Consider the following 24378-nt stretch of genomic DNA (forward strand, 5'->3'; position numbering starts at 1 on the left):
AGCGCCGCCACCATACGCATTCTCTTCTTATACTATCGGAAAAAAGGCTGTGGAACTTAAGGAACCACTGATTCATTCAGCACTCCGTCTCAGAGCTTGCCGACCTCGTTGACCGACTTGTCGAGCATCGCGTCCTGCGTCGTGACGGACTTCGATCCCGCCTCGTAGATGCGGTAGTTGTTGATGAGCTCCACCATCTCCGAGACGACGTTCGCGTTCGAGCGCTCGAGCATGCCCTGCTCGATGGTTCCCGCCGCTGGCTGCGGCTGCGCGCCTGCCTGCGGATAGTAGAGGTTATCTCCCTGCTTGAGCACCGCGCGGCGGTCGTTGAACTGCACGAACGCGAGCTGGCCGAGCTGCTGCACCGCACCCTGCACGCGCGCCGTGATCTCTCCCTTGGCGCCGATGCTCACGCTCTCCGCATCCGCGGGAATCACGATGGGCTGTCCATTCGTGCCGAGCACCGCCTGACCGCGCACGTTCTCGAGCACGCCCGTCTGCGAGCGGAAAAAGGCCCCGTCGCGCGTATAGCGCACGCCCTGCGGCGTCTGTATCTCGAAATAGCCCTCGCCTGAAATCGCCACATCGTAGGGATTGCCCGTCGACTCGAAAATTCCCTGGCCGTGATCCGTCGCGATCTCCGCAATCTCCGAACCGAGGCCGAGCGTGCCGACGACCGGCGGATTGCCGCCGAGCGAGAAGCCCTTGAAGCTCGTCACATCGCTCCGCATATCCTTGTCGTTGATGCGGCGGATGAGCATCGGCTCGAACTCACTGCTCACCGCGACGTCGCGCTTGTAGCCCGTCGTATTCACATTCGCGAGATTGTTCGCGATCGTATCCGTCCGCTGCGTCTCCTGAATCATGCCGGCTCCCGCCGTATAAAGACCACGCCACATGTGCTATCCCTCCCAAGTCACCTTGCCAGCGCTGCTGCAAGCCACATCCCATAGACTCGCCGCATATTATATTATTCGCCGTCGCCCCCGCGGATTCCTTATCCGCGAGAAAACCAGCGCAGTTCCTGCGCCCTGTCGCCGGTCTCAGTGGCGCATCTTGAGATTCGTCGCCTTGCCGTCGAACTTCGCGAACGTATCGAGCGCCTTGCCGCAGCCGAGCGCCACGCAGGAGAGCGGATCGTCTGCGAGCGCCGTCGGGATCTCCGTCTCGCGGCGGATGAGCTCATCGAGCCCATAGAGCATCGCGCCGCCGCCCGTGAGGATGATGCCGCGGTCCATGATATCCGCCGAGAGCTCCGGCGGCGTCTCCTCAAGTACCTTCTTCACCTGCTCGACAATGCGCGTCACCGACTGGTTCATCGCCTCCGCTGCCTGCGCCGTCGTGATTGTGAGATTCTTCGGCAAGCCCGTGAGCATATCGCGCCCGCGGATATCCATCTCCTCCTTGCGCGCTTCCGCGAAAGCCGCGCCAATGTTCATCTTGATATCCTCCGCCGTGCGCTCGCCAATCATCATGTTGAACTCACGCTTCACATAGGCGATGATGTCCGCATCGAACTTATCACCGGCGATGCGCAGGCTCGCGCTCGTCACGATGCCGCCGAGCGAGATCACGGCGATATCCGTCGTACCGCCGCCGATATCAACGACCATCGAGCCGCACGGCTCCACGATGTCGAGCCCCGCGCCGAGCGCAGCCGCGAGCGGTTCCTCGATGAGCTGCGTATGGCGTGCGCCCGCCTGCTCGGCAGCTTCCTGCACCGCGCGCTGCTCCACCATCGTGCAGCCGGACGGGATGCAGATCATGATGCGCGGCCGGAACACGAAGCTATGGCCGACCACCTTCTCGATAAAATGGCGCAGCATGCTCTCCGTGATATCGTAGTCAGCAATCACGCCCTCCTTGAGCGGACGGATCGCGACGATATTGCCCGGCGTACGGCCGATCATGCGGCGCGCCTCCTCGCCGATCGCGAGCACCTGATTCGTATCCTTGTCGACCGCGACCACGGACGGCTCTCGCAGCACGATGCCTTTATTCTTCACATAAATCAGCACATTCGCCGTGCCGAGATCGATTCCGATATCCATAGACATGCCAAACATCTTCGAGATTCCCCTTTTTCTATCTTGGCTTCCTGGGGGACCGCTGCATATGCCAACGTTTCCTCACAGGGAGCATCACCCTTCTTGAACAGCGACATGTACGACTAAACACATCGTATTTACTAATATAATATAAAATTCCCGCGAATACAATAGGTCTCCACGTGAATATCCGCGCTGCGCGCATCACCCCGCAGCAAGCGCAAGGCATTCCTCGCCTCGCGGACGCCCGCGCAACAAACTACATGCACAAACGTCCACTTCGTGGACATTGTGCGCCCGCCCTTGCAGTAAATCCAGCCAATCGAGCTGCGCCTGCGGCTTGCGCTCTTGGGGATTTACACAGTAAAAGCTGCCAGGCGGTTACGCCTTCGCCTGGCAGCTTTTCCATAGGGACGATACCTATGAACCTATCCTTATTTCACCTCAGCGGCGCCGAGCGGGCAGCCCTCGTTGAAATTGCGGGCGTTCTCCATCGTCACCGCCGCGATGGCCTGCAGCGCCTCGCGCGTGAAGAATGCCTGATGGCTCGTGAGGATGACCTGCGGGAACATGAGCAGGCGGCCCGTGATGTCCTCCGTCGGGACGTCGAAGCTGTGGTCCGTGTAGACGTTCGCATCCTCGCCCTCGTAGACGTCGAGCGCGACCGCGTGGAACTTGCCCTTCTTGAGCGCAGCGATGAGCGCCTCCGTATCGATGAGGCCGCCGCGCGCGGCATTCGTGAGCATGACGTCGTCCTTCATGAGGGAGATGGCCTTCTCGTCGATGAGATGGTACGTGCCGCCCTCGCCCATGATGAGCGGCGCGTGGATGGAGATGAGGTCGGAGCGGCTCAGAACCTCCTCTTTCGAAGCGTAGGTGAGCAGGCCCTCCTCCTCGAGCTTCTTGTTCGGATACGCGTCCCAGCCGATGACCGTCATGCCGTAGCCCTTGCAGATGCGCGCCATGCACTGGCCGATGCGCCCCGTGCCGAGGATGCCGGCGACCTTGTTGTGGAGATCGACGCCGAGCAGGCCCGTGAGATCGAAGTTGTTGTCGCGCACCTTGTTGTACGCCTTGTGCAGGCGGCGGTTCGCGGCCTGGAGCGTCGCCATTGCATGCTCCGCCACCGCGTACGGGGAGTAGGCCGGCACGCGCAGCACCGTGATGCCGTATTCGGCCGCTGCCTTCTTGTCGACGTTGTTGAAGCCGGCGCAGCGCAGGAGGATCAGGCGGACGCCGCCGTCGTGCAGCTGCTCGATGACCTCGCGCGGCGCCTCATCATTGACGAAGATGCACACGGCGTCATAGCCATTGGCGAGATGCGCCGTCTCGCTCGTCAGACGGCTCGTGAAATACTTGAGCTCGACGTTGTACGTGCCCTCGCCCTTGTCCTTCGCAAGCTCGCTGAAATAGAGGCGGTCGTAGTCCTTCGTGCCGAAAAACGCGACCTTGAGAACGGGAACCTTCTTCTCCTTCGGCCCCATCGCCTCAAAAACCGCCTGAATCTTCTGCGCAGCCTCCTCCTCGTCGGGGCCGTCTACAGTAACCGTGACCGTCGCGCCTTTCGCGGCGTGGAGGTTCAGGATTTCCAGCACGTTGTTGCCCTGGGCCGTCTCATGATCGGTCTCGAGCGTCACTGCCGCTCGCAGGCTGCTGCATGCCTGTGCAATCTGCGCCGCAGGGCGCGCATGAATACCGAGTGAGCATTTCACGACGACTTGGAATTTTTTCATTAATAGGATCCTCCCATAAAAACAATGCATTTCATCTATTGTATTGCAAATAAGATTATACGACGCCGAGCGTGTGAAATCAATAACATATTGCAAGCACGCTGCACTTTTTTGAAAGACTATTACCGAGATTGACGCAGCTGCAAACAAAGCCTGCCACATCAACAAAAACAGCGCGGAAAACGAATTCCGCGCTATCCTAAGAAAGCCATCCAGTGGATTGTAACCTATGTCGGCAACGTCGCAATCCGCTGCGAGTTAGCGTATGATGGTGCGATTGGTGCGATTCGAACGCACGACCTGCCGCTTAGGAGGCGGACGCTCTATCCAACTGAGCTACAACCGCAAAGAACATTATTTATTCTACCAAAAGCAACGATGATTTTCAAGGAAAACTTGCGCTCCGCCCGTCAGGAACGCATGACGAGGTTGATGACGAAAGCGAGAGAGACGAGCCACATGATCCAGCTGACTTCCTTGTACTTGCCGACGGCGGTCTTCATGAACGCGTAGCTCACGAAACCGAACGCGAAGCCGTTGGCAATCGAGCCTGTGAGCGGCATCATGACGATGGTGAGGAAGGCCGGCAGGGCATCGGAGAAGTCCGCGAAGTTGATCTTGCCGACTTCCTGCATCATGAGGGCGCCGACGAGGATGAGCGGCGGCGCCGTCGCGAAGCCCGGCACGAGGCCGACGAGCGGCGCAAAGAGCAGCGCGATGAGGAAGCAGATGGAGACCGTCACGGCCGTGAGGCCCGTCTTGCCGCCCGCTGCGATGCCCGCGGCGCTCTCGATATAGCTCGTGACCGTCGAAGTGCCGAATACTGAGGAGCAGATCGTGCCCACAGCGTCCGTCGTGAGGGCGCGGTCGAGGTTCTCGATCTCGCCGTTCGGCTTCACGAGCTTCGCCTTCGACGTGAGGCCGATGAGTGTGCCCATGTTATCGAAGAGTTCGACGACCGTGAACGTGAAGATGATGGAGACGATGCCGTAGTTCCACGCGCCGACGATGTCGAGCTTGCCGAACGTCTCGCCCATGTGCGGCATGCTCGTGCTCACGATATCAGAGATGCCATGCGGCACCGGCGAGTAGCCGAGGCACATGGAGAGCAGCGTCGTCGCGACGATGCCGATGAGGATGGAGCCCTGTACCTTGCGCGCCATAAGCGCGCCCGTGAGCACGAGGCCGAAGAGCGAGAGCAGCGTCGTCGGCTGCGTCACATGGCCGAGGCCGATGAACGTCGCCTTGTCCGGCACGATGAGGCCCGTGCCCTTGAGGCCGATGAAAGCGATGAAGAGGCCGATGCCCACGCCGATGGCTACGCGCAGATTCTGCGGCACGGCGTTGATGATGGCCTGGCGGATGTGACTGACCGTGAGGATCAGGAACAGGACGCCCGAGAAGAACACCGCACCGAGCGCGACTGTCCAGTGCAGGCCAAGCGTGCCGCACACATAGTAGGCGAAAAAGGCGTTGAGGCCCATACCCGGCGCGAGCGCGACCGGATAGTTGGCAACGACGCCCATGACCATCGTCGAGAGCGCCGCGATCCAGATGGTCGAGGCAATGGCCGCATCTTTCGGGATGCCCGCCTCGGAAAGAATATTCGGATTGACGAAGATGATATAGGCGAGCGCGATGAACGTCGTGAGTCCCGCCAGGATCTCCGTCTTGACCGTCGTCTGCTTCTCCGCGAGCTTGAAATAGCGCGCGAGGAAGCCGGACGAAGTCGTTTGTGACTTCATATCGAATCCTCCTTCTTCTAGGCAATACGATTGCCCGCTTAGAATACCACATCAACAGGCGGAATGCAACCAACAGCGGCGCTCCGGTACGGCGCGCCGCCCTTCCCAGGGAAAGCGAAGAGCCGGAGCGTAGCACTCCGGCTCTTTGCCGTGCAGGGGGGGTCATAGCTCCTTGGAGAGCGCCGCGAGCTCCGGGCAGAGATCGCCGATGGAGCTCGTGAGATCCTCCTTCGGCTGGAGGATGTCGAGCACCGGCTGCATCGTCTTGCGGAACTTCGCGTCGTCCTGCATGAGCACGAGGATGGCGCTCGTATTGATGGCGTCGTCGAGCGCCGTGTGCTGCGTCCCCTCGAAATTGCGGTCCATCGCGCCGAGCGCGTGCTTGAGCGCGAGGCTGTTGTGCAGGCCGAGCCTGTCGTCGAACGCCTGCTGCAGGTCCACCCAGCGGCTGTCGAGCCACGCGAGGTCGAACGCGGGGAGCTTCTTCCGGCATTCGCTCCTGAGCTGCTTGATATCCGACATGCTCCACGAGTAGATTTTCGTCGGCGCCGCGCCCACCCAGTCGACGAACGCCTGGAACTGCTTCTCGAAGATCTCGCCGCCGTCCACCTTTTCCTGCGTGATGCCGGTGAGGGCCGTGATCTGCTTGCGGATCGGCCCATACTGCGGCCTCACATAGCACTGGAACGTGCTCTCCTGCGCGAACGACGCGTCGAGCCGCACGGCGCCGAACTCTATGACCTCATCGCGGAGCGTGCGCCGCACCTCGCGGTAATCACGGCTCACGGGATTCATCTCGAGATCCACTACAACGTAATTCATTTGCTCCTCCTGCGCTTTCCAACGGAACCACCGTGACAGCCTTACCCTCCATGCAGGGGAAAGGCGCATCCTTCTCTCAGTGGTTCCTGAAATCTTATAATTTCTATTGTACTATGTAAATCCCCAAGAGCGCAAGCCGCAGGCGCAGCGCGATTGGCTGGATTTACTGCAAGGACGGGCGCACAATGTCCACAAAGTGGACGTTTGTGCGTTGAGTTTACTATGTAAACCCCCAAGAGCGCAAGCCGCAGGCGCAGCGCGATTGGCTGGATTTACTGCAAGGGCGGGCGCACAATGTCCACGAAGTGGACGTTTGTGCGTTGAGCTTACTATGAAATTCCAGGAACGCAAACCACGGCGCGCAGGCCGAACAGAAGAAATCACGCTGTCCGTGTCCCGCCATCATGCGAGAGATGCCCTCCCTATGCTATAATAGAAGGCGTCGTACCAAAGGCGCCATGCGCCCATGCGCAAACCTTGTGCGCCCCTGCATAACCAATGAGGAGATTTCACATGAGCTATTCGCTGTATCTGTTCGATTTCGATTACACCCTGGTCAACTCTGAGGAGGGCATCCTCAAATGTTTCCGCCTGACACTCGACGCCTATGCGCGGCCGCAGGTGCCGGACGATGTCATCCGCAAGACCATCGGCCTGCCGATGGAGGAGGCCGTGCGCCGCATCACGGGCTACGAGGACGCCGCCCAGATCGACGCGTTCATCGAGGATTACCGCCATCTCGCCGACCGCTACATGACGCCCGGCACGCATTTCTTCCCCGACACGCTTGACGTGCTGCGCGCCCTGCGCGCGCGCGACGCGCGCATCGGCATCATCTCCTCGAAGACGCGCAGCCGCATCCAGGAGAAATTCGACGAGACGGGCACGAGCGACCTCATCGACCGCATCATCGGCATCGAGGATGTCAAGACGCCGAAGCCCGCGCCCGAGGGCATCGAGGCCGCGCTGCGCGCCTTCGGCGCCGCGCGTCAGCAGACGCTCTACGTCGGCGACAGTGTCGTCGACGCGGGCGCCGCGCAGCAGGCCGCCGTCCCTTTCGCCGCCGTGCTCACGGGCGCGACGCCCGCCGCCGCGTTCGACGCCTATCCGCACGTGGCCATCTGCCAGAATCTGCGCGGCCTGCTGACGCTCTGAGCACCGCACCCGCCCGCACCGCAACAGCGCATAAATATCACAGATGGAGAAAACGAGGCTGCCACCGGAGTGCATCACACACTCCGGCGACAGCCTCGTCATTTCTAATAGATACCGCAGCCGCATCCAGGCGCACAGCGCGCAGCAGCCGCGCCCCGCTCAATCCTTCTCTGCCGACGCCTCACCCGCCGCCTCGTAGGGCAGGGGCTCTCGCGAGAGCTCGACATGGCCGAGCAGCTGGCGCGCCATGCGCTCGAACTTCGTGCGCGGCAGGAGCACATAATGGCCGCAGCCCTGGCACTTGAGCCGGAAATCCATGCCCGTGCGCACGATGAGCCACTCATTCGCGCCGCAGGGATGCGGCTTTTTCATGCGCACGATGTCGCCGAGCTCATAGGATTTCTTCTCCACAGCGCTTCCTCCTGTCACCAGCGATGCCTCAGACGTTGAACCGGAAGTTGACGACATCGCCGTCCTGCATAACGTAGTCCTTGCCCTCGACGCGGACCTGGCCCTTCTCGCGCGCGGCGGCGACGGAGCCCGCCGCGACGAGGTCGTCGTAGTTCACGATCTCGGCGCGGATGAAACCGCGCTCGAAATCCGTGTGGATCTTGCCCGCCGCCTTCGGCGCCGTCGTGCCCTTGACGATCGTCCAGGCGCGGCACTCGTCAGGGCCGGCCGTGAGGAACGTCTGAAGGCCGAGCAGGTCGAACGCCGCCTTGATGAGGCGGTCGAGGCCGCTCTCCGTCTCGCCGAGATCCTCGAGGAACGCCTTGGCCTCCTCAGGATCGAGCTCGGCGATCTCCGACTCGACCTTCGCGGAGATCGCGACGACCTCCGCGCCCTCCTTGGCGGCGAACTCCTTGACCTTCTGCACGAACGGATTCTCGTCGTAGGCCGTCGCGACCTCGTCCTCCGCGACATTCGCAACGTAGAGCGTCGGCTTCAGCGTGAGGAGGTTCATCTCCTTGATGAGCGCGAGATCGTCCTCTGATAGCTCGACCTGGCGCGCGGGACGGCCCTCGTCGAGCGCCGCCTTGATGCGGCGCAGGATCTCATCCTCGACCTTGGCCTCCTTGTTGCCGGACTTCGCGATCTTCGCGAGACGCATAATGCGTTTCTCGACGATCTCGAGGTCGGCGAGGCAGAGCTCCGTCTGGATGATGTCGATGTCGCGCAGGGGATCGATGCCGCCCTCGACGTGCGTGATATTCGGATCCTCAAAGCAGCGCACGACATGCGCGACGGCGTCGACCTGGCGGATATGCTCGAGGAACTTGTTGCCGAGTCCCTCGCCCTTGCTCGCGCCCTTGACGAGGCCCGCGATGTCGACGAAGCGCACGGAGGCCGGCGTCGTCTTCTTCGACTGGTACATCTCATGCAGCACGCCGAGCCGCGAATCCGGCACGGCCACGACGCCGACATTCGGCTCGATCGTGCAGAACGGGAAATTCGCCGCCTCGGCCCCCGCCTTCGTGATGGCGTTAAACAGCGTGCTCTTGCCGACATTCGGCAGACCTACGATACCGACTTCTAAATTGCTCAATGTGATTCCACCTTTATACTTTCTGTGCCCCTCCTGGAAACACCGCGCATCTCTCGGGGACACTCCTTTTCATCAGCGCTTTTTATATTTTAGTAGAAACCAGACGATTTGGCAAGAGAAGCGGCCACGCTGCAGCCGCGCAAACGAAAGTCTCACAAGCGCTACGACTTTTTCTCTTTCCGCGGCAGGATTTCGCGCCGCCGCGGCGAATACATGAGTATCAGCCATGGGAAAATCTCGGGGAAATTGCCGCGACCGGCCCTCCCCCTGTACCCTGCGAATGGAGGCGGACATATTGGATAAAAAACTCAGACTCCTCGTCTCGGACGACTCGAAGCTGCTGCGCAAGAAGCTGCGCGCGGAGCTCGAAGCGCTCGACTGCGAGGTCATCGAAGCAGAAAACGGCAAAGAAGCCATCATGAAGGATCTCAAGGACAAGCCGGACGGCATCATCCTCGATATCGTGATGCCCGAGGTCGGCGGCATCGAGGCACTCCAGGTCATCAAGGAGGTCAGCCCGGACATCCCCGTCGTCATGCTCTCCTCTGCGGGCACGCCGCAGAAAATCATGAAGACGCTCAAGATGGGCGCCATCGACTTCATCCAGAAGCCCTATACGAGCGAGCAAATCAAGAAGGCGGTGGACAACATCCGCAGGAAGGCCGGCAAAAAATGAGCTGCATCGAATATTCCCAGCGTCTCCTCAACGCCGGCCTGCTGACCCCCAAGGAGCTCCCCGCCATTCTCAGCGGCGAGGTCAGCGAGCAGGCGCTGCGCGAGCGCTTCGGCAAACAGCCGCCGGACACGCATCCGGCGCGCAGCGCCGTGCTGCAGGCGGCCAAGGGCCTCCGGGACATCGAGCAGGAAGTGACGGCCTACGCGGACTATGCCGAGCTCTTCACAGCCTCGCTGTATCGCTTCCTGAAGCTCTCCTCGCTCGTCATACCGCAGTGCCTCGACGCCTCTGTCCTCGAGGACGCGCCGCACACCTGGGCAGTCGCCCAGCACATCACGGGCGACGTGAGCATCGTCAACGGCATCATCGCGCGCGATGAGGTATTTCTCGCGCTCGCGCGGCGCTACGGCGGCGACGCGGTCGAGGATCTCAAGGGCGACGCGACGGATGCGCTCGAGGAGTTCCTCAACGTCGTCAACGGCCTCTACATCGTGGAGCTCGCCAACCGCAAGATCGAGCCGGATCTCGACTTCCCGCTCGCCAACGAGGATGTGATCCCGCGCGGCAGCCATCAGCTCCTGCTCCGCATCTATACGGAGGCCGGCGACTTCGTGCTCGTTCTCTCGACGGATGCGTTTCTCTGAGCTGCCTCGACCCGCAGCGCGCGGCAGTGCGGCTTCCTCCCGCGTCTTTGCGGGGGGGGGGGCTCTGCTTTTCGCAGCAGTTCTTGAGGAATCACGAACGACTTTGTCCTTTCCTCGAAATTTCCCTTGACAACCCTGCGAGGCGCGGTTATAATAGTCACTGTTGTGAGCGCACGTCGCTCGAAAATTTCATATCTGCCGTTGGGTAGAGCATTTGGAGAGTTGTCCGAGTGGTTGAAGGAGCACGCCTGGAAAGCGTGTATACGGGGAAACTTGTATCGAGAGTTCGAATCTCTCACTCTCCGCCATTTAGAACACAGCGCGCTATCGTGAGGGAATGTCCTCAGATAGCGCGTTTTTATATTATGTAAATCCCCAAGAACGCAAGCCGCAGGCGCAGCGTGATTGGTGGGATTGACTGTAAGGGCGATGCGCAATGTCCACGAAGCGGACGTTTGTGCATGTAGCTTTGTATGCATCCTCAGTTCCAATCAGGAGGGAACCGCCATGTCCGAAGAGAAGAAGATCCTGGCCGCCATCATGGCGGCGTCCTTCATCACGCCGTTTTCCTCGAGCGCGCTGACGCTCTCGCTGCCGGACATCGGCCGCGAGTTCGCCGCGCCGCCGCAGCTGCTCGCCTGGATCCTCACGGGCTATCTGCTCGCGAACGTCGTCTGCCTGCTGCCGCTCGGCCGCGTCGCCGACCGCCTCGGCAAGCGGCGCGTCTTCCTCTCGGGCATGTGGCTCTCGGGGCTGACAGCACTCGCGGGCGCGTTTTCCACCGGCATCGGCACCATGCTCCTCTGGCGATCCCTGCAGGGCGTCGGTACCTCGATGCTCTTCGCGACGAACATGTCGCTCCTCACGCTCGTCGTGCCGAAGGAGCGGCGCGGACGCGCCATCGGCTGGAACGTCGCCGTCGTCTACACGGGGCTCGCGCTCGGCCCGGTGCTCGGCGGCCTCATGAACTACTACCTCGGCTGGCGCAGCATCTTCCTCTTCCTCGCGGCGGCCTCGCTCGTCGCCGCCGCGCTCTCCGAGCGCGTCATCCAGCGGGAATGGCGCGCCGCTGCCCCGCCGCCCGCCGACGCTCCCGGCGCGCTGCTCTACGCCCTCGGCATGACGGGCGTCATGTTCGGCCTCTCCGAGCTCATGGGCTCGCCACTCGCGCTGCCAGCGCTGCTCCTCGGCCTCGTCTTTTTCGCGCTCTTCCTGCGCCGCGAGCTTGCCCTGGGCGAGAGCGCCCTGCTGCCGCTCCACCTCTTCCGCACGAACCGTGCGTTCACGCTCTCGAGCCTCACGGCCATGCTCAACTACAGCGCGACGTTCGCGCTCACCTTCCTCCTCTCCCTCTACCTCCAGAACCTCCTCGGCTTCACCTCGCGCGAGGCGGGAACGGTGCTCCTCGTGCAGCCCGTCGTCATGGCGCTGCTCTCGCCGCAGGCCGGGCGCCTCTCCGACAAGTACTCCGCCGCCCTGCTCACCTCCGCCGGCATGGGCATCATCGCCGTGGGGCTCGTGCTCCTCATCCCCGTCCTCTCTCGCGCGAGCCTGCCACTGCTCGCGCTGCTCCTCGTCCTCATCGGCGCGGGCTTCGCGCTCTTCGGCGCGCCGAACAACAACGCCATCATGAGCGCTGTCCCGCCGCGCTATTACAGCCTCGCCTCCTCCATGCTCGGCACCGTGCGCCTCGTCGGCCAGGTGCTCTCCTGCGCCATCGTGACGCTCCTGCTCTCCCTCCGCTGGGACGCCCCGGCAGAGGCATCGCTCCTGCATAGCATCGAGCTCTCCTTCGTCGTCTTCGCCGTCCTCTGCGTCCTCGGCATCGCACCGTCGCTCGCGCGGCGCAGCGCCAAGAGCGAGCCGCGCGATGGTCGCTGATGGCTGCTGACCCCCTCCGGGCCTGCCGGATGGCCGCCCGCCTGCCTGATGGTACCTGCCTCTCCGTGCGGAGGCAAGGGGCTGTCCGCGCGGAGAAATTGACGCCGGTGCGGAAACATGGTATAATATCTCACGTTCCGTTGGAAGGTCGGGCCGCAGCGCCTGGGTCTCGCGCAATGGGGCCTCACGAACCACGTCAGGTCCGGAAGGAAGCAGCGTTAAGAGAGATACCTCATGTGCCGCGAGGTCGCCTGGGGGCTGTGGTCCGACGTTCCAAGGGAAAGACGAGCCTTCTCCACAGGGAGAAGGCTTTTCTTGTATCGCACGAGAGGGCTTTCCCTCAAGGAACCGCTGATTAAATGAGGTGCTCCGGATTTATGCGGATGCGCCATACTCTTCGGAGACAAACCGCAGGCGTAGCCGAAGCTACGCTGAGGATGGTCGAGGGCGAGAGGACAGTGCAGACGCATGAAGACGGAGTGCCGAATTAATCAGTGGTTCCTCATCACCGCGCCCCTGTCTCCGCGCCGCACGCAAGGATCGCGGAGGCAGAAACGACTATAGAACCGCAGGAGGAATGACGCATGGCGTATATCGCACTCTATCGGAAATGGCGGCCGAAGACCTTCGCCGACCTCGTCGGGCAGGAGCATGTCTCCAAGACGCTCTCGCAGGCCATCGTCTCGGGGCGCATCGGCCACGCCTACCTCTTCGCGGGCCCGCGCGGCACGGGCAAGACGAGCACGGCAAAGATCCTCGCCAAGGCGCTCAACTGCGCGCACGGGCCGACGCCAGAGCCTTGCGGCACCTGCGACAACTGCCGCAAGATCACCGACGGCTCCTCGATGGACGTCTTCGAGATCGACGCGGCGTCGAACCGCGGCATCGATGAGATCCGCGGCCTGCGCGAGACGGTGAAATTCGCGCCCGCCGAAGGCCGCTACAAGGTCTACATCATCGACGAGGTGCACATGCTCACAGCGGAGGCGTTCAACGCGCTCCTCAAGACGCTCGAGGAGCCGCCCGCCCACGTCGTCTTCATCCTCGCGACGACCGAGGCGCACAAGGTGCCCGCCACCATCCAGTCCCGCTGCCAGCGCTACGATTTCCGCCGCATCACCGTCAGCGAGATCAAAGGGCGGTTGCGCACCATCTGCGACGCGATGCAGACGGAGGCAGCGGACGACGCGCTCGAGCTCATCGCGCTGCAGGCGGACGGTGGCCTGCGCGACGCGCTCTCCATCCTCGACCAGTGCATCTCCCTCGCCGACGGCCCCGTGACCGCCGCGCTCGTGCAGGAGATGCTCGGCCTCGTCGGCCACAGCTGGATCTACCGCATGACGGACGCCATCGCTGCGCACGACGCGCAGAGCGTCCTGAGCATCGTCGCCGAGCTCCTCGCGGGCGGCAAAGATCTCAAGCAGATGATGGCGGAGCTCGCGCTCCACCTGCGCAGCCTCATGATCTATCAGGCCGCCGGCACCGTCGAAGGGCTCGACCTCTACGCCGAACCGGAGGACGTGCTGAAAAAACAGGCCGCCCTCTTCCCCGGCGAAACCATCATGGCCATGCTCGCGCGCCTGCACGAGGGCGTGAGCACCCTGCGCTGGTCGCCGCAGCCGCGCATCACCGTCGAGGTCACGCTACTCGCGCTCTGCCGCGGCCGTCTAGGCGGCAGCAGCGCGGCAGCGGACGCCTCCCCGGCAGCCGCCGCAAGCGCCGCGGAGAGCGCAGGCGACGCGCAGCGCATCGCGCGGCTCGAGGCGCAGATCGCGCGCCTCAGCGCCGCCCTCGCGGCAGTGCCGCAGGCCGCCGCACCGCAGGCACAACCTACAGCCGCGCCCGCACCGCAGCGGTCAGCGGCGAGCGCTCCCGCCGCCCCGGCAGCCGCCCGGCCCACGGGACCGCCTGCCCGCGCCGCAGCGCCCGCGCCTCTGTCTGCCGCGCCGCAGGCCCAGGCGAACGCCGAGGATGCCGCCGCCTGGCAGAAGGTCATCGACACCTTCCGCAGCCAGCACAAGCAATCGACGCTCGCCTGCATCACCCAGGGGCGCATCCGGGGCTTCACAGGCGGCCAGTGCTTCCTCGAGTTCCCGACCGAGACGCTCGCGCAGCTCACCCTGCGCATCTACAAAAAACAGGTCGAGGAAGTCCTCGCGTCCGTCTTCGGCCACCCCATGCAGCTCGTCTGCTCCGCGGCGGAGGCAGCCGCGCCCGCGCCGCCGCCTCCGCCGCCAAAGAAACGAGAGCGCCCCGCGCTGCCGCCGCTCCCCCACGAGGAGAAGCCCGTCGAAGTCGACATCAGCGCGCTGCCCGCGGACGAGCAGAAAAGCCTCCAGAACGCCGTGAGCATCCTCGGCGACAACTTCATCGAGCCGCCGGAGATGCCGCCGCAAACAGCAACGCAAGCGGCGCCGCAGGAGCCATCCTCGGCGCCGCCAGAGCAGGAGCCACAGCAGCCGCAAAAACAGCCGCCGCAGGAACCGCCGCATGATTGACGAACGAATGTATTTTTGATAGGCTAAAGGAAGTAATGCCGAACACCTGCCAGATGGCAGATACCGCTGCGGGATGCCAGCGCACCCGCTTTCCCGGAGCCGCAGGACGCCCATGAGCGCCCTGCGAGGCTCCCAGAGACAGAAAGAGAGGAACCCGAATGTTTGGTGGAATGGGCAACATGGGCAACATGGCCGGCATGATGAAGAAAGTCCAGAAGATGCAAAGCGAAATGAAAAAGATGCAGGACGAGCTCAAGCGCAAGACCGTCGACGTCACAGCCGGCGGCGGCGCCGTCAAGGTCGTCATGAACGGCGAGAAGCAGGTGCAGTCCCTCACGATCGACCCTGCCGCCGTCGATCCGGAAGACGTCGAGATGCTGCAGGACCTCCTCTCCGCCGCCTTCAACGAGGCGACGAAGAAGGTCGACGAGATGATGGCCGCCGAGATGGGCAAGCTCACGAGCGGGCTCGGCCTCCCGCCGGGAATGCTCTGATGCAGTACATCGCACCCCTCGCCAACCTCATCGAGCACTTTCGCGCACTGCCGGGCATTGGCCAGAAAACGGCAGTGCGCCTTGCGTATCACGTGCTCGACATGGACGCCGCCGCCGCGAAATCCCTCGCGGGCGCCATTCTCGAGGCGAAAGAGAAAATCGGCTACTGCAGCACCTGCTTCAACCTCAGCGACCGCAACCCCTGCGCCATCTGCGACGACGAAAAGCGCGACCACTCCGTCATCTGCGTCGTCGAGCAGCCGCAGGACGTCGCCGCCATGGAGCGCATGCACGAATACAAGGGCGTCTACCACGTCCTGCACGGCGCGCTCTCCCCGCTCGAGGGCGTCGGCCCCGACGACCTGCGCATCAAGGAGCTGCTCACGCGCCTCTACGACACGAACGTCAAGGAGATCATCATGGCGACCAATCCGAACGTCGAGGGCGAGGCGACCGCCATGTACATCGCGAAGCTCCTGAAGCCCAGCGGCATCAAGGTCACGCGCATCGCGCACGGCCTGCCCATCGGCGGCGACCTCGAGTACGCCGATGAGGTCACGCTCGCAAAAGCCATGGAAAACAGGAGGGAAATCTGATGTTTGAAATGATCATCGCCTTCGCCGTCGGCATCATCATCCTCTGCCTCATCGCGAAGATCATCTCGCTGCCCGTGAAGCTGCTCTGGAAATTCATCACGAACAGCCTCATTGGCGCCGTCATGCTCTGGGTGGTCAACCTCTTCGGCGCGGGCATCCCCATCGACATCGTGCGCGCCCTCATCGCCGGCATCTTCGGCATCCCAGGCGTGCTCCTCATCCTCATCTACCAGCATCTCTGATGCCCGCAGCCGCACGCAAAGGCACGGCAAAGCCCCTCCGGAAGAAGAGGGGCTTTCTTTTTGACCGTGCCCGCCGCGCGCCACACCACTGTCATCGATAAGGAGGAATCCCCTTGCACTACCAGCGTCATCTCACCCTCGCACCCCTCGCGCTCGCCGCCTGCCTGTTCGCCGCGCCCGTCTGCACGGCCGCGCCCGTGCGGGCGGCGGCAGCTGAGCCAACCGCTGCACTCCCCGCTGACATCGCCCAGCGCCCCATCGCAGGGAACGTCACCATCGCACGCCCCGACTTCGGCAGAGAGCTCCCCGCCGAGGTGAACAAAAAGCTCATCAACGAAGTCACGTTCCGCCTCGCGCCCGCCTACGACCTGCCACTCCTGCCCGACGAGGCCGCGCCGGAGACCGTGACCATCTTCGGCCCCGCTGAGGCCACGCAGGAGCAGATGGCCGCCTTCATCCGTCGGCGCAACCCGCAGCCGAAACTCGCCTGCACCGTCGAGGAGATTGTCCGCTACTACTACGCGGAAGCCGGCCGCGAGGGCATCCGCCCCGACGTCGCGCTCTGCCAGGCACTCAAGGAGACAGGCTTCTTCGCCTACGGCGGCGACGTCCTGCCCGCGCAGAACAACTTCTGCGGCCTCGGCACGACGGGCGGCGGCGTGCGAGGCGCTAAGTTCGCCACGCCCGAGCTCGGCGTGCGCGCCCACATCCAGCACCTCCTCGCCTACGCCTCCCGCGAGCTCCCCGCCGCCCCCATCATCGACCCGCGCTACGAGCTCATCGTCCGCGAGCACCCGGACATCCACGGACAAATCACGCACTGGACGCAGCTCAACGGCGTCTGGGCGGTCCCCGGCAAGACCTACGGGCAGGACATCCTGCGCCTCTGGGCAGCCGCGAAAGCCCCCGATGGCAGCGACGCCTCCCTCGCCGCCGCCATGGCGAAAGTCAAAAACGCCCCGGACGACGCCTCCGCCTACCTCTACCGCGGCATCGTCTACGAGAAACGCGTCGACCTCACCGCCGCACAAAGCGACTTCACCGCCGCCCACACGCTCGCCCCGCACGAGCTCGCCGCCCTCTACGACCTCGCGCTCACAGCCACGGCGACCGGCGACCGAAAGCAGGCGCTCGCCCTCTACGACACGTTGCGCGAAGAATTTCCAGACTTCGCCCCCGCTGCCTACAACCGCGGCCTCCTCGCCCTCGCGATGAACCGACCGAAAGACGCCATCGATGACTTCCGCCGCGCACTCAACGCGAACCCGCAGAGCGCCGCCGCCGAAAACGCCATCGCCGTCGCCCGCATCGCCCAGCACGACTACGACGCCGCCTGGCGCACCCTGCACCGCGCCGCCCAGATCAACAACGCCGACTTCGACGTCCTCGCCAACCAGATCCTCCTTGCCGCCTGCGTGAAGCAGGAAGCGACGAAAGCGAAAAAGAAATAACCAGGAACAAAAAACGACGCAGGGCGTCTGCAGCATATCTCTGTGCTGCAGACGCCCTGCGTCGTTTAATGTTTGCTGAAAGCACGCATCCCGCGTCTAGCGATTACTTGCGCAGCTGCGTGTAGAAAATCAACATGCCATCAGTAATGAATTTCGTAATCGTACTACCAGGCCCAGAAAACGATCCATCCGGTCCTCTATTATAGATTCCTGTCTCTGCTCCAGGATCACGATACTTCACCGTGTCGATCTGCGTCAGTGTGACAAACCGTCGCTTCGCGTATGGTGAATCGTCCAATGGATCATACATAGTGAAATAATCCGTATCAGGATTGTAGTCAAAGGAAATCCAATCTCCCTCATCATCCTCAGGGACCATCTTCCAACGCGGCCGGTAAACATCCTGCGCATGCTCCTTGGCAATGGCATTCTTCTCGAGAAGGAACGGCTGCGTCTGCCCGCCATCCGGCGTCGTCGACTGATAGAGCTCGTGAAGCTCTCCGCGCTCGTATTCATCCGTCGCGCGGAAAATCTGCAGCGCCCGCGCGACATAGGCGGGGAGCGAAGCACCGGATGCATTGCGGAAGACATGCTCTGCGTTCCCATCGGAATACGTGCTGATACCGCCCGTCTTCCCCTGCTGCAGTTCCTCCACCTCGATTTCATGATCGCTGTTGTAATGCAGCCGTTCCGTCCCCTGCGTACCATAGAGCGTGAACTCGTCCTTCACATCGTCATAGTCGAACGAGACATTCCACTGAGACTGCGCATAGTCCTCGATGCGGTAGTCTCCCCGCGTATACGGATTCAGATACACCACGCCCGGCGTATACTTCTTCATGATGTAGCGCTGTCCCTCGCTGTAGTAGGTCAGCACCTCCTGCTCCGGCTCACTGCGCACAACCTCCGCCCGCACGGGCGCAGATTCCCAAGCGAGGAATACCGACAAGGCAAGCACCACGCCGCCAATCATGACGGCAAGGCATTGCCTGCAATCGCTTTTCATGTCGTTCCTCCTCTTCAGCCGAATTTGACCAGTAATTTATGCTGCATTTCCCCGCTGATGGCGCGGCACCTGTCATTGGGCATCCAGAACGAGTAAAACACGCTCTTCCCCGGCGGGACCTCGACGGCGAGATTCCCAAGCACCTGCGCGTCGCTCCAAGCGACATTCCCCTTGACATCCGTCGCGCGCAGGGCGATATCCGCCTGCGTGACCGTGATTGGGGCATCGCTGATGTTCTCGAGCATCCCCTCGACGGAGACACCGCCGTCCTCGACCGTGACGCTCGTCTCCTGGAACTTCACCGCGCGGGCGATGAAATCAGGATTCTGCGCGAGCTCCTGCATGATCGAGAGATACTCCGGATCCTTTGCATAGCGCGTACCGTGCACCTTTTGCGACGCCTCAGCAGCGAGCTGGTAATCCGCCGTATGATAGGCGCACACGACCTGGATGAACGGCGCCATACCTGCGACACCGGGGCGAAGGGTATCACGCGCCGTCTGATGATAGAGTGCCGTCTTGGCATCATGTTCTGCCTGTGCGTATTTGCCGAGCTTCAGATAGCAATAGCCGCGCTCGAGGTAGCCGCCGCGGCGCTCATTGAGATGGATTGCCTTCGTGTAGAGCTCTGCAGCGCGCGCATAGTCCCCCTGGCCCCGGAGCGCATCGGCCTCATCGCGGAGCCGCACCGACTGCGCATCATCCGCCGCCGTCACCTGCCGATACCGCTTATCGCTCGCCTGTGCCGTCGGCTGATTCCACATCAGGACGGGGAGTGCGAGGAAACTCCCTGCGAGCAGCAAGGAAGCCGCTCGTCTCATTGCACATCTCATCGCACGCCTCATTGCAACTGCGCGAGATACTCGCTCGGGATATCCTTTGCCTGCGGAGCTGCCTCATGGTAGGCGCGGAATTCCTGCAGCGCACTTTCCTTCGCACCCTGCTCGTCGAAAATCTCACCAGCAATGCGATAAGCAGTCGTTGCAGAAGCCGAAGCGGAGAGCGCCCGATTGCAATCGGCGAGCGCCTCATCGAGATTGCCCATCGCACGGTAGACGGCGGCGCGGTTGACGTAGTTCTCACCGACATCCGGCGCCATCGTGACCGCCTCATTTGCGAGCTGCATCGCTTCCTGATAGCTTCCGCGGCTCGCGAGCACTGCCGCCATGCCGCTCTTCGCTACGGAATTCTTCGGATCGAGCTTACCTGCCCGCGTGAACTCCTTCTCCGCAAGGTCTGCGAGACCGAGCTGCATGTACTTCTCGCCGTTGTTCACCTTATCGGCGGAGTTCTCCGTGCGCTTCGCTTGACGCTCCCGCTCCGCACGCATATCCTCGATGTGCTTCTTCTCCTCCTTAGGATACGTCATACGCGCGTTCGTCTTCGCATCCTGCACATAGGCCGCCTCGACGAGGCTCTGGAAACGGCTCGCCGCCTCGCTGTCCGCCTTGAGCGCATCCTTGAGAGGGCGATAGGCGGGATCGTTCGTGAGAAAATCGATTGTCCCGTCGGAGAGCTTGCGGAAATTCCAATCCGTGATGTGCGCATTGTCATGGAAGCCCTTCGCGATGCCGCCGGCAATGAGATACGCCATCTCCTCAGCATCCATGCCGCCATCCTCCTCGGCGATGAGCAGGCGTTCCTTATCGAAATAAACATCGTTCGCGTTCTGCACACTCGGATGGCCAAGCCCGTAGTCCGTCATGAGCGCCGCCATCGCGTTGATGCGGGCGCGCGTGCTTGGATGGTCCGACGGACTGAAGAAGTCCGCGAAATCTCCCTGATACGTCGTCACATGGCTCATGCGCGCCATCGCAGCAGGCATCCCTCCCGGATTGAAACCCGCGCTCGCCATCGTGAAGAAGCCGCTGCGATCCGCGCGTTTCTCCGTCGCGACAGGGACATTCTTCATCGCCACATAATTGATGAGCTGTGCGGGGAGCACATCGCCGATTCCAAACGAGGGAATCGCATTATAGGCGAGGTTTCCCACGAGATTCGCCAGCACGCCCTTTTTCGCATCATTGGCGAGATGCTGGTTGTAGCCGTGCGCCATCTCGTGCCCGAGCACGCCAGCGACTTCGTCCGGCTGGTAATTCATCTCCTTGATGGCACCATCGTAGACGATGATGACATCTGCTGCATCGCAGCTCGCATTGAACTCATCATTCGGAACGACCTTCCAGCGGAACGGCAGGGAATTGTTGCGCAGCACAAAATCGCCGCGCCCGATCATCTTCTTCATGACGACATCCACCATGGAAACCGCCTTCTCATCGACCGCGCGTTTCGCCGTGGAATCCTTTGCAGCACGAGAGAGATACAGCTGATTCTGCACGACGGGATTGTTCCCGAGTGCAAGGAAATACGACCGTGCGCTCTCCGCTCTTGCGACGCCGCCGATGACATCACCGAGCAAACCGCTCCAGTCTCCGAAACTCGCCTCCGCCGTCGGCATGGCAAACGGCGAAGCAATCGCCATGCCTCCCGCCAGCACTGCTGCAAGCACCTGTTTCCTGAGTCTTGACGTTTTCCATCCTTTGTTCGTCATAACGGAATCCCCCTATGTTCCTCTACTCTGCCCCCGCGCGCCGCGTCTCTGCTGATCACCGAAGACAAGGAAAAATTAACTGTTTTTAATATAGCAGTCACAACCAAGGCCGTCAAGTCAGAAGGTGCTTCTTCTCATTGTTTTCTCTGTGGAGTTTTATCCATTCTGATAAGAACTTATCGTCCTACTGATTTCCTATCCTCATCAAAAAGACATTACGAACGCATCGATGTCTCAGAAGCTACAACCAATTGATTTCCCATGTTTCCGGCCTGCCCCACGCCTCCCGCCATGCCAACGGGCGTGACCATGTCCAAGGAAGCGTATGGACTTTTTGCCACGCAGGCATCGACCTGATCCGCGGAAAAGATACTCCCGTCTGCAAACTGCACTTGCTCCACACGTTCGCTTTTCCCCCTTTCCCAGTCCCAAATGGTGAGATGCTCCTTCGTATCTTTCAGTTCCGCAATCAAATGCCTCCCTTCTATATGCCACAGGATATCATCTACTTGGATACCGTCTTTGAACCGCACCGTGTCTGTGCCCTCGTCCTGCCGATTCCAGGTGACCGCCCAATCGTCAATGATGTCATTTCCGTCCCCTCTGCCCCACAGATAAACATCATCGCCAAAACCGCCATTCAAATAGTCGTTTCCCTTGCCGCCATCGAGGATATCATTACCTCCATGCCCGTAGAGCCTATCTTCCCCGTCACCGCCGAACAAGACATCATCGCTGAGATCGCCGCCATGGAACTCCTCATCTTTTTCAGTTCCCTTGCGTGTACGAGACAACGCATCGATTTCTCCTGCCGTAAGTTTCGTCCCGTCATCAAATTCCACAAAATCCAATTGCGCCAGGGATGTATCATACCAGTCTTTGAGTCTTAGTGTCTCTTCCGTAACCCGATTCCTGACAACGAGGTCGTTTCGTTCTACCTGCCATGAGATATTGTCCTTCTCCACGCCCTGTATCCGCAGGCTGTCATGACCACTCTCTTTATAACCGCTCCATTCGCGTACAGCATTGTAGATGGTATCATTTCCATAACCTTTTCCCCAGAAATAGGTATCATCACCATAACCGCCGGTCAGTTCATCATTTCCCGCACCGCCGTCCAGGATATTATTCCCCGTGCCGCCAAAGAGTTTATCATCTCCACCATTGCCATAGAGACGATTTTGCAATATGTCGCCGCCGCGGAGTTCCTCCCCTTCCTCCGTTCCCTGCGTCTCTTCCGTCATCTCATTGATCTGCTTGCTCGTCAGCACCGTTCCGTCCGCAAAGCGGATTTCCTGGAGCGGATTGACCGCGTCGGCATACCATTGTTCCATGGTCAATGTTTCGCCTGTGCTCCGAATCTTAGCGCGCAGGTCATTGCCATGAACGCTCCACTCGATCTCAGATGGTTGCACATCCTTTATCGTAAGCACATCGTAGCCATTGGCTGCATAGCCATTCCACCAGGTACGCTTCGCATCACAGACCACATCATTTCCATATCCTATGCCCCAAAGATAGGTATCATCCCCTTCGCCACCCACGAGATAGTCATTCCCTACCCCGCCATCCAGGAGATCGTCACCATCTCCTCCTTCTAAACGATCATCGCCCTCACCGCCGAGCAGATGGTCGTTGCCACCGCGTCCATACAGACGGTCGTTCCCGCCCTTTCCATCGATTTCATTCTCCCAGTCGCTGCCGAAAAGTTCATCATCGCCATCTGTAATATGGAAGTCTTCCGCACGTCGTATCAGTTCCTCTTTGCTCCAATACGTTCCATCTGCGAAAGAAATCCCATCCAGTTGATCCTCCGTGCTGCGGAACCAGTCCCGAAGTTTGATTTTCTCATGCGTGTCGGTATACTCGATGTAGGCGTCATTGTCTTTCCTAGTAAAAACGATTTTCTCCGCCGTAATGCCCGCGCCAAAGCGCAAGACAGACACGCCTTTCACTCCTGTTTTTCTCACATTGTTCAAATCCGAGACATTGATGATGGTGTCGTTTCCGTCCCCCTGGTTCCATACGTAGGTGACTTTCCCATGCCCAGCATTCTTGCCCCAGCGTCCTACGGTATCGCCGCGCACACCGTAGAGTTCATCGTCTCCCTTACCACCAGCGAGAATGACATCGTCACCATGAGCGTAGAGTTTATCATTTCCTCCTTTTCCGAGGATCAAGACCTCTGTCCCCTGCCCAGTAAGCGAGTCCCCTTGCTCTTGCCCTTCGATCACCGCGCGCCCTGCACGATCAAGCGCTTCGCCAAAGCGAGCATCGATTGCATACATCTCAGCCTCAAATGCCTTGTACTCATCTCCCAGCATCACCCCGAGCGACAGCATCGTATTGGCAAATGCCTCCAATCCCTGTGCTGCGCCGCTGCGGTCTTCCTGTGCCAAGAACTTCGCCTTGACATCAGTGAAATCCCAATAGGCGCTTTCCGGCTTGCCGTCAGCATCGAACCGGAATTTTAGGGAAACCTCTGCCAAATATTCTTTCGCTGCTCCATTTGCATCCAGCCAGCCTTGATAGTATTTTGCGACATTTTCGTATATTGTATCAATAATAGGCCCATTCCAAGCATTCGGGTCCCCATGCGCTGTCTCTTCATAGCGTTGTCCATAGAATTTCTCGAGTACGGCAAGTTTCCTCGCATCGACATACGCGCCGCGGCTTTTCGCATCCACACTCGTAACACCCGCAAGAGCGAAGATGACTGCATCCAGATGGTCCGCCGTATTTTCCTTTTTGTAGAGAGCGAGCGCTTCTTTCAGTTTTCCATCCGTTTCTTTCGTGAGGACCTGCCAACTATCCTCTATCGTTCCAGACCCCGGCAGATAGATTTCCTTGCGGATTTCTTCCGGCACCTCGACCTCGTTCATGTTCACGCTCGCCTGACGATTCGTCACGATCTGGAAGTCGCTGATCTCGCCCGTACCTCCGTCTGCCCATGTAAACGCACTGCTCGATATCTTGCGATTGCCATGCGCGTCCACCTGGCCTGTCCCCCGACGATTAGAATCTTTAAACGAAAGGAAGCTCTTTAAATCTTAAAATTGCTTGGTTTTACATACCTTTCCGGATCCTTATGGGTTGCAACTGTAGCGACTAGATAACGGCTAATCTCCTCGAGAAGATGTTCTAGGCGACTCGGTATTCATTGTAGTATGCCTCTGGTGTACGGTAGCCATTAGCCGAATGGATTCGCTGGCGATTGTAGAAAATCCAGATATACTCGAAAATTGCAGACTTTGCCTCAGAACGCGTCCTGAAATGCTGACCATCTAACC

General features: G+C 60.9%; 21 protein-coding genes, 2 tRNA genes and 1 other RNA gene. 11 read left to right on the top strand and 13 right to left on the bottom strand.

Features of this window, described 5'->3' with window-relative positions:
* Positions 1-89 precede the first annotated feature (89 nt).
* The 6 genes from F599_RS0106005 to F599_RS0106030 all read right to left on the bottom strand — a co-directional run bounded on the left by F599_RS0106005 (position 90) and on the right by F599_RS0106030 (position 6348).
* Positions 90-899, bottom strand: coding sequence for a flagellar hook-basal body protein (locus F599_RS0106005; protein WP_019542621.1), 810 nt, complete (start codon positions 897-899; stop codon positions 90-92).
* A 144-nt stretch (positions 900-1043) separates the two neighbouring features.
* Positions 1044-2066 carry a rod shape-determining protein gene (gene mreB / locus F599_RS0106010; RefSeq protein WP_019542622.1) on the bottom strand — a complete coding sequence of 341 codons (1023 nt, stop codon included), beginning with the start codon at positions 2064-2066 and terminating at the stop codon, positions 1044-1046.
* 416 nt (positions 2067-2482) lie between these two features.
* Positions 2483-3781 (bottom strand): fused HPr family phosphocarrier protein/2-hydroxyacid dehydrogenase, encoded by a 1299-nt coding sequence (locus F599_RS0106015; protein ID WP_019542623.1) that lies wholly within the window; start codon positions 3779-3781, stop codon positions 2483-2485.
* Between the two features lie 269 nt (positions 3782-4050).
* Positions 4051-4127, bottom strand: a tRNA-Arg gene (locus F599_RS0106020).
* Positions 4128-4191: 64 nt separating this feature from the next.
* Positions 4192-5526, bottom strand: coding sequence for an NCS2 family permease (locus tag F599_RS0106025; RefSeq protein WP_019542624.1), 1335 nt, complete (start codon positions 5524-5526; stop codon positions 4192-4194).
* A 162-nt stretch (positions 5527-5688) separates the two neighbouring features.
* The gene (locus F599_RS0106030; protein ID WP_019542625.1) at positions 5689-6348 is read right to left on the bottom strand and encodes a 3'-5' exonuclease; all 660 of its coding nucleotides are present in this window, start codon (positions 6346-6348) and stop codon (positions 5689-5691) included.
* A 513-nt stretch (positions 6349-6861) separates the two neighbouring features.
* On the opposite strand from F599_RS0106030, the gene F599_RS0106035 reads away from it, so the two are divergent.
* Positions 6862-7503 carry an HAD family hydrolase gene (locus tag F599_RS0106035; protein WP_019542626.1) on the top strand — a complete coding sequence of 214 codons (642 nt, stop codon included), beginning with the start codon at positions 6862-6864 and terminating at the stop codon, positions 7501-7503.
* A 159-nt stretch (positions 7504-7662) separates the two neighbouring features.
* Here F599_RS0106035 and F599_RS0106040 read toward each other — a convergent pair whose 3' ends face one another.
* Both F599_RS0106040 and ychF read right to left on the bottom strand, forming a co-directional pair.
* Entirely contained in the window at positions 7663-7875 is a 213-nt protein-coding gene (locus F599_RS0106040; protein ID WP_197018218.1) for a DUF951 domain-containing protein, read from the bottom strand.
* Between the two features lie 67 nt (positions 7876-7942).
* The gene (ychF, locus tag F599_RS0106045) at positions 7943-9049 is read right to left on the bottom strand and encodes a redox-regulated ATPase YchF (RefSeq protein ID WP_020700519.1); all 1107 of its coding nucleotides are present in this window, start codon (positions 9047-9049) and stop codon (positions 7943-7945) included.
* 295 nt (positions 9050-9344) lie between these two features.
* On the opposite strand from ychF, the gene F599_RS0106050 reads away from it, so the two are divergent.
* The 10 genes from F599_RS0106050 to F599_RS0106095 all read left to right on the top strand — a co-directional run bounded on the left by F599_RS0106050 (position 9345) and on the right by F599_RS0106095 (position 17531).
* Entirely contained in the window at positions 9345-9725 is a 381-nt protein-coding gene (locus F599_RS0106050; protein ID WP_019542628.1) for a response regulator, read from the top strand.
* The gene (locus tag F599_RS0106055; protein ID WP_019542629.1) at positions 9722-10369 is read left to right on the top strand and encodes a hypothetical protein; all 648 of its coding nucleotides are present in this window, start codon (positions 9722-9724) and stop codon (positions 10367-10369) included. Before F599_RS0106050 ends, F599_RS0106055 begins: the two co-directional genes overlap by 4 nt.
* Positions 10370-10585: 216 nt before the next feature.
* A tRNA-Ser gene (locus F599_RS0106060) sits at positions 10586-10677 on the top strand.
* Positions 10678-10876: 199 nt separating this feature from the next.
* On the top strand, positions 10877-12250 hold the full coding sequence (locus tag F599_RS13725; protein WP_019542630.1) for an MFS transporter: 1374 nt from the start codon (positions 10877-10879) through the stop codon (positions 12248-12250).
* A 160-nt stretch (positions 12251-12410) separates the two neighbouring features.
* Positions 12411-12510, top strand: an RNA gene (gene ffs, locus F599_RS15105) — signal recognition particle sRNA small type.
* A gap of 324 nt (positions 12511-12834) precedes the next feature.
* Positions 12835-14748, top strand: coding sequence for a DNA polymerase III subunit gamma/tau (gene dnaX, locus F599_RS0106075; RefSeq protein ID WP_019542631.1), 1914 nt, complete (start codon positions 12835-12837; stop codon positions 14746-14748).
* A gap of 158 nt (positions 14749-14906) precedes the next feature.
* Positions 14907-15242, top strand: coding sequence for a YbaB/EbfC family nucleoid-associated protein (locus F599_RS0106080; protein ID WP_026327856.1), 336 nt, complete (start codon positions 14907-14909; stop codon positions 15240-15242).
* Positions 15242-15838 carry a recombination mediator RecR gene (recR, locus tag F599_RS0106085; protein ID WP_019542633.1) on the top strand — a complete coding sequence of 199 codons (597 nt, stop codon included), beginning with the start codon at positions 15242-15244 and terminating at the stop codon, positions 15836-15838. Before F599_RS0106080 ends, recR begins: the two co-directional genes overlap by 1 nt.
* Entirely contained in the window at positions 15838-16080 is a 243-nt protein-coding gene (locus F599_RS0106090) for a pro-sigmaK processing inhibitor BofA family protein (protein WP_019542634.1), read from the top strand. The genes recR and F599_RS0106090 overlap by 1 nt, the downstream gene beginning before the upstream one ends.
* A gap of 113 nt (positions 16081-16193) precedes the next feature.
* The gene (locus F599_RS0106095; protein WP_019542635.1) at positions 16194-17531 is read left to right on the top strand and encodes a glucosaminidase domain-containing protein; all 1338 of its coding nucleotides are present in this window, start codon (positions 16194-16196) and stop codon (positions 17529-17531) included.
* 103 nt (positions 17532-17634) lie between these two features.
* Here F599_RS0106095 and F599_RS0106100 read toward each other — a convergent pair whose 3' ends face one another.
* From F599_RS0106100 to F599_RS15110, 5 genes are all read right to left on the bottom strand, one after another.
* Positions 17635-18537, bottom strand: a complete 903-nt coding sequence (locus tag F599_RS0106100) for a hypothetical protein (protein ID WP_019542636.1) — start codon at positions 18535-18537, stop codon at positions 17635-17637.
* Positions 18538-18551: 14 nt separating this feature from the next.
* Positions 18552-19358 carry a tetratricopeptide repeat protein gene (locus F599_RS0106105; protein WP_156021947.1) on the bottom strand — a complete coding sequence of 269 codons (807 nt, stop codon included), beginning with the start codon at positions 19356-19358 and terminating at the stop codon, positions 18552-18554.
* 20 nt (positions 19359-19378) lie between these two features.
* Positions 19379-21088 (bottom strand): M48 family metallopeptidase, encoded by a 1710-nt coding sequence (locus tag F599_RS0106110; protein ID WP_081626341.1) that lies wholly within the window; start codon positions 21086-21088, stop codon positions 19379-19381.
* Positions 21089-21303: 215 nt separating this feature from the next.
* Positions 21304-23970 (bottom strand): calcium-binding protein, encoded by a 2667-nt coding sequence (locus tag F599_RS0106115; protein ID WP_156021948.1) that lies wholly within the window; start codon positions 23968-23970, stop codon positions 21304-21306.
* Between the two features lie 259 nt (positions 23971-24229).
* A partial coding sequence (locus F599_RS15110; protein WP_156021949.1) for an IS3 family transposase occupies positions 24230-24378 on the bottom strand: 149 nt, incomplete at its 5' end.

The organism is Selenomonas bovis DSM 23594 (assembly GCF_000381005.1).
GTDB lineage: Bacteria > Bacillota > Negativicutes > Selenomonadales > Selenomonadaceae > Selenomonas_C > Selenomonas_C bovis.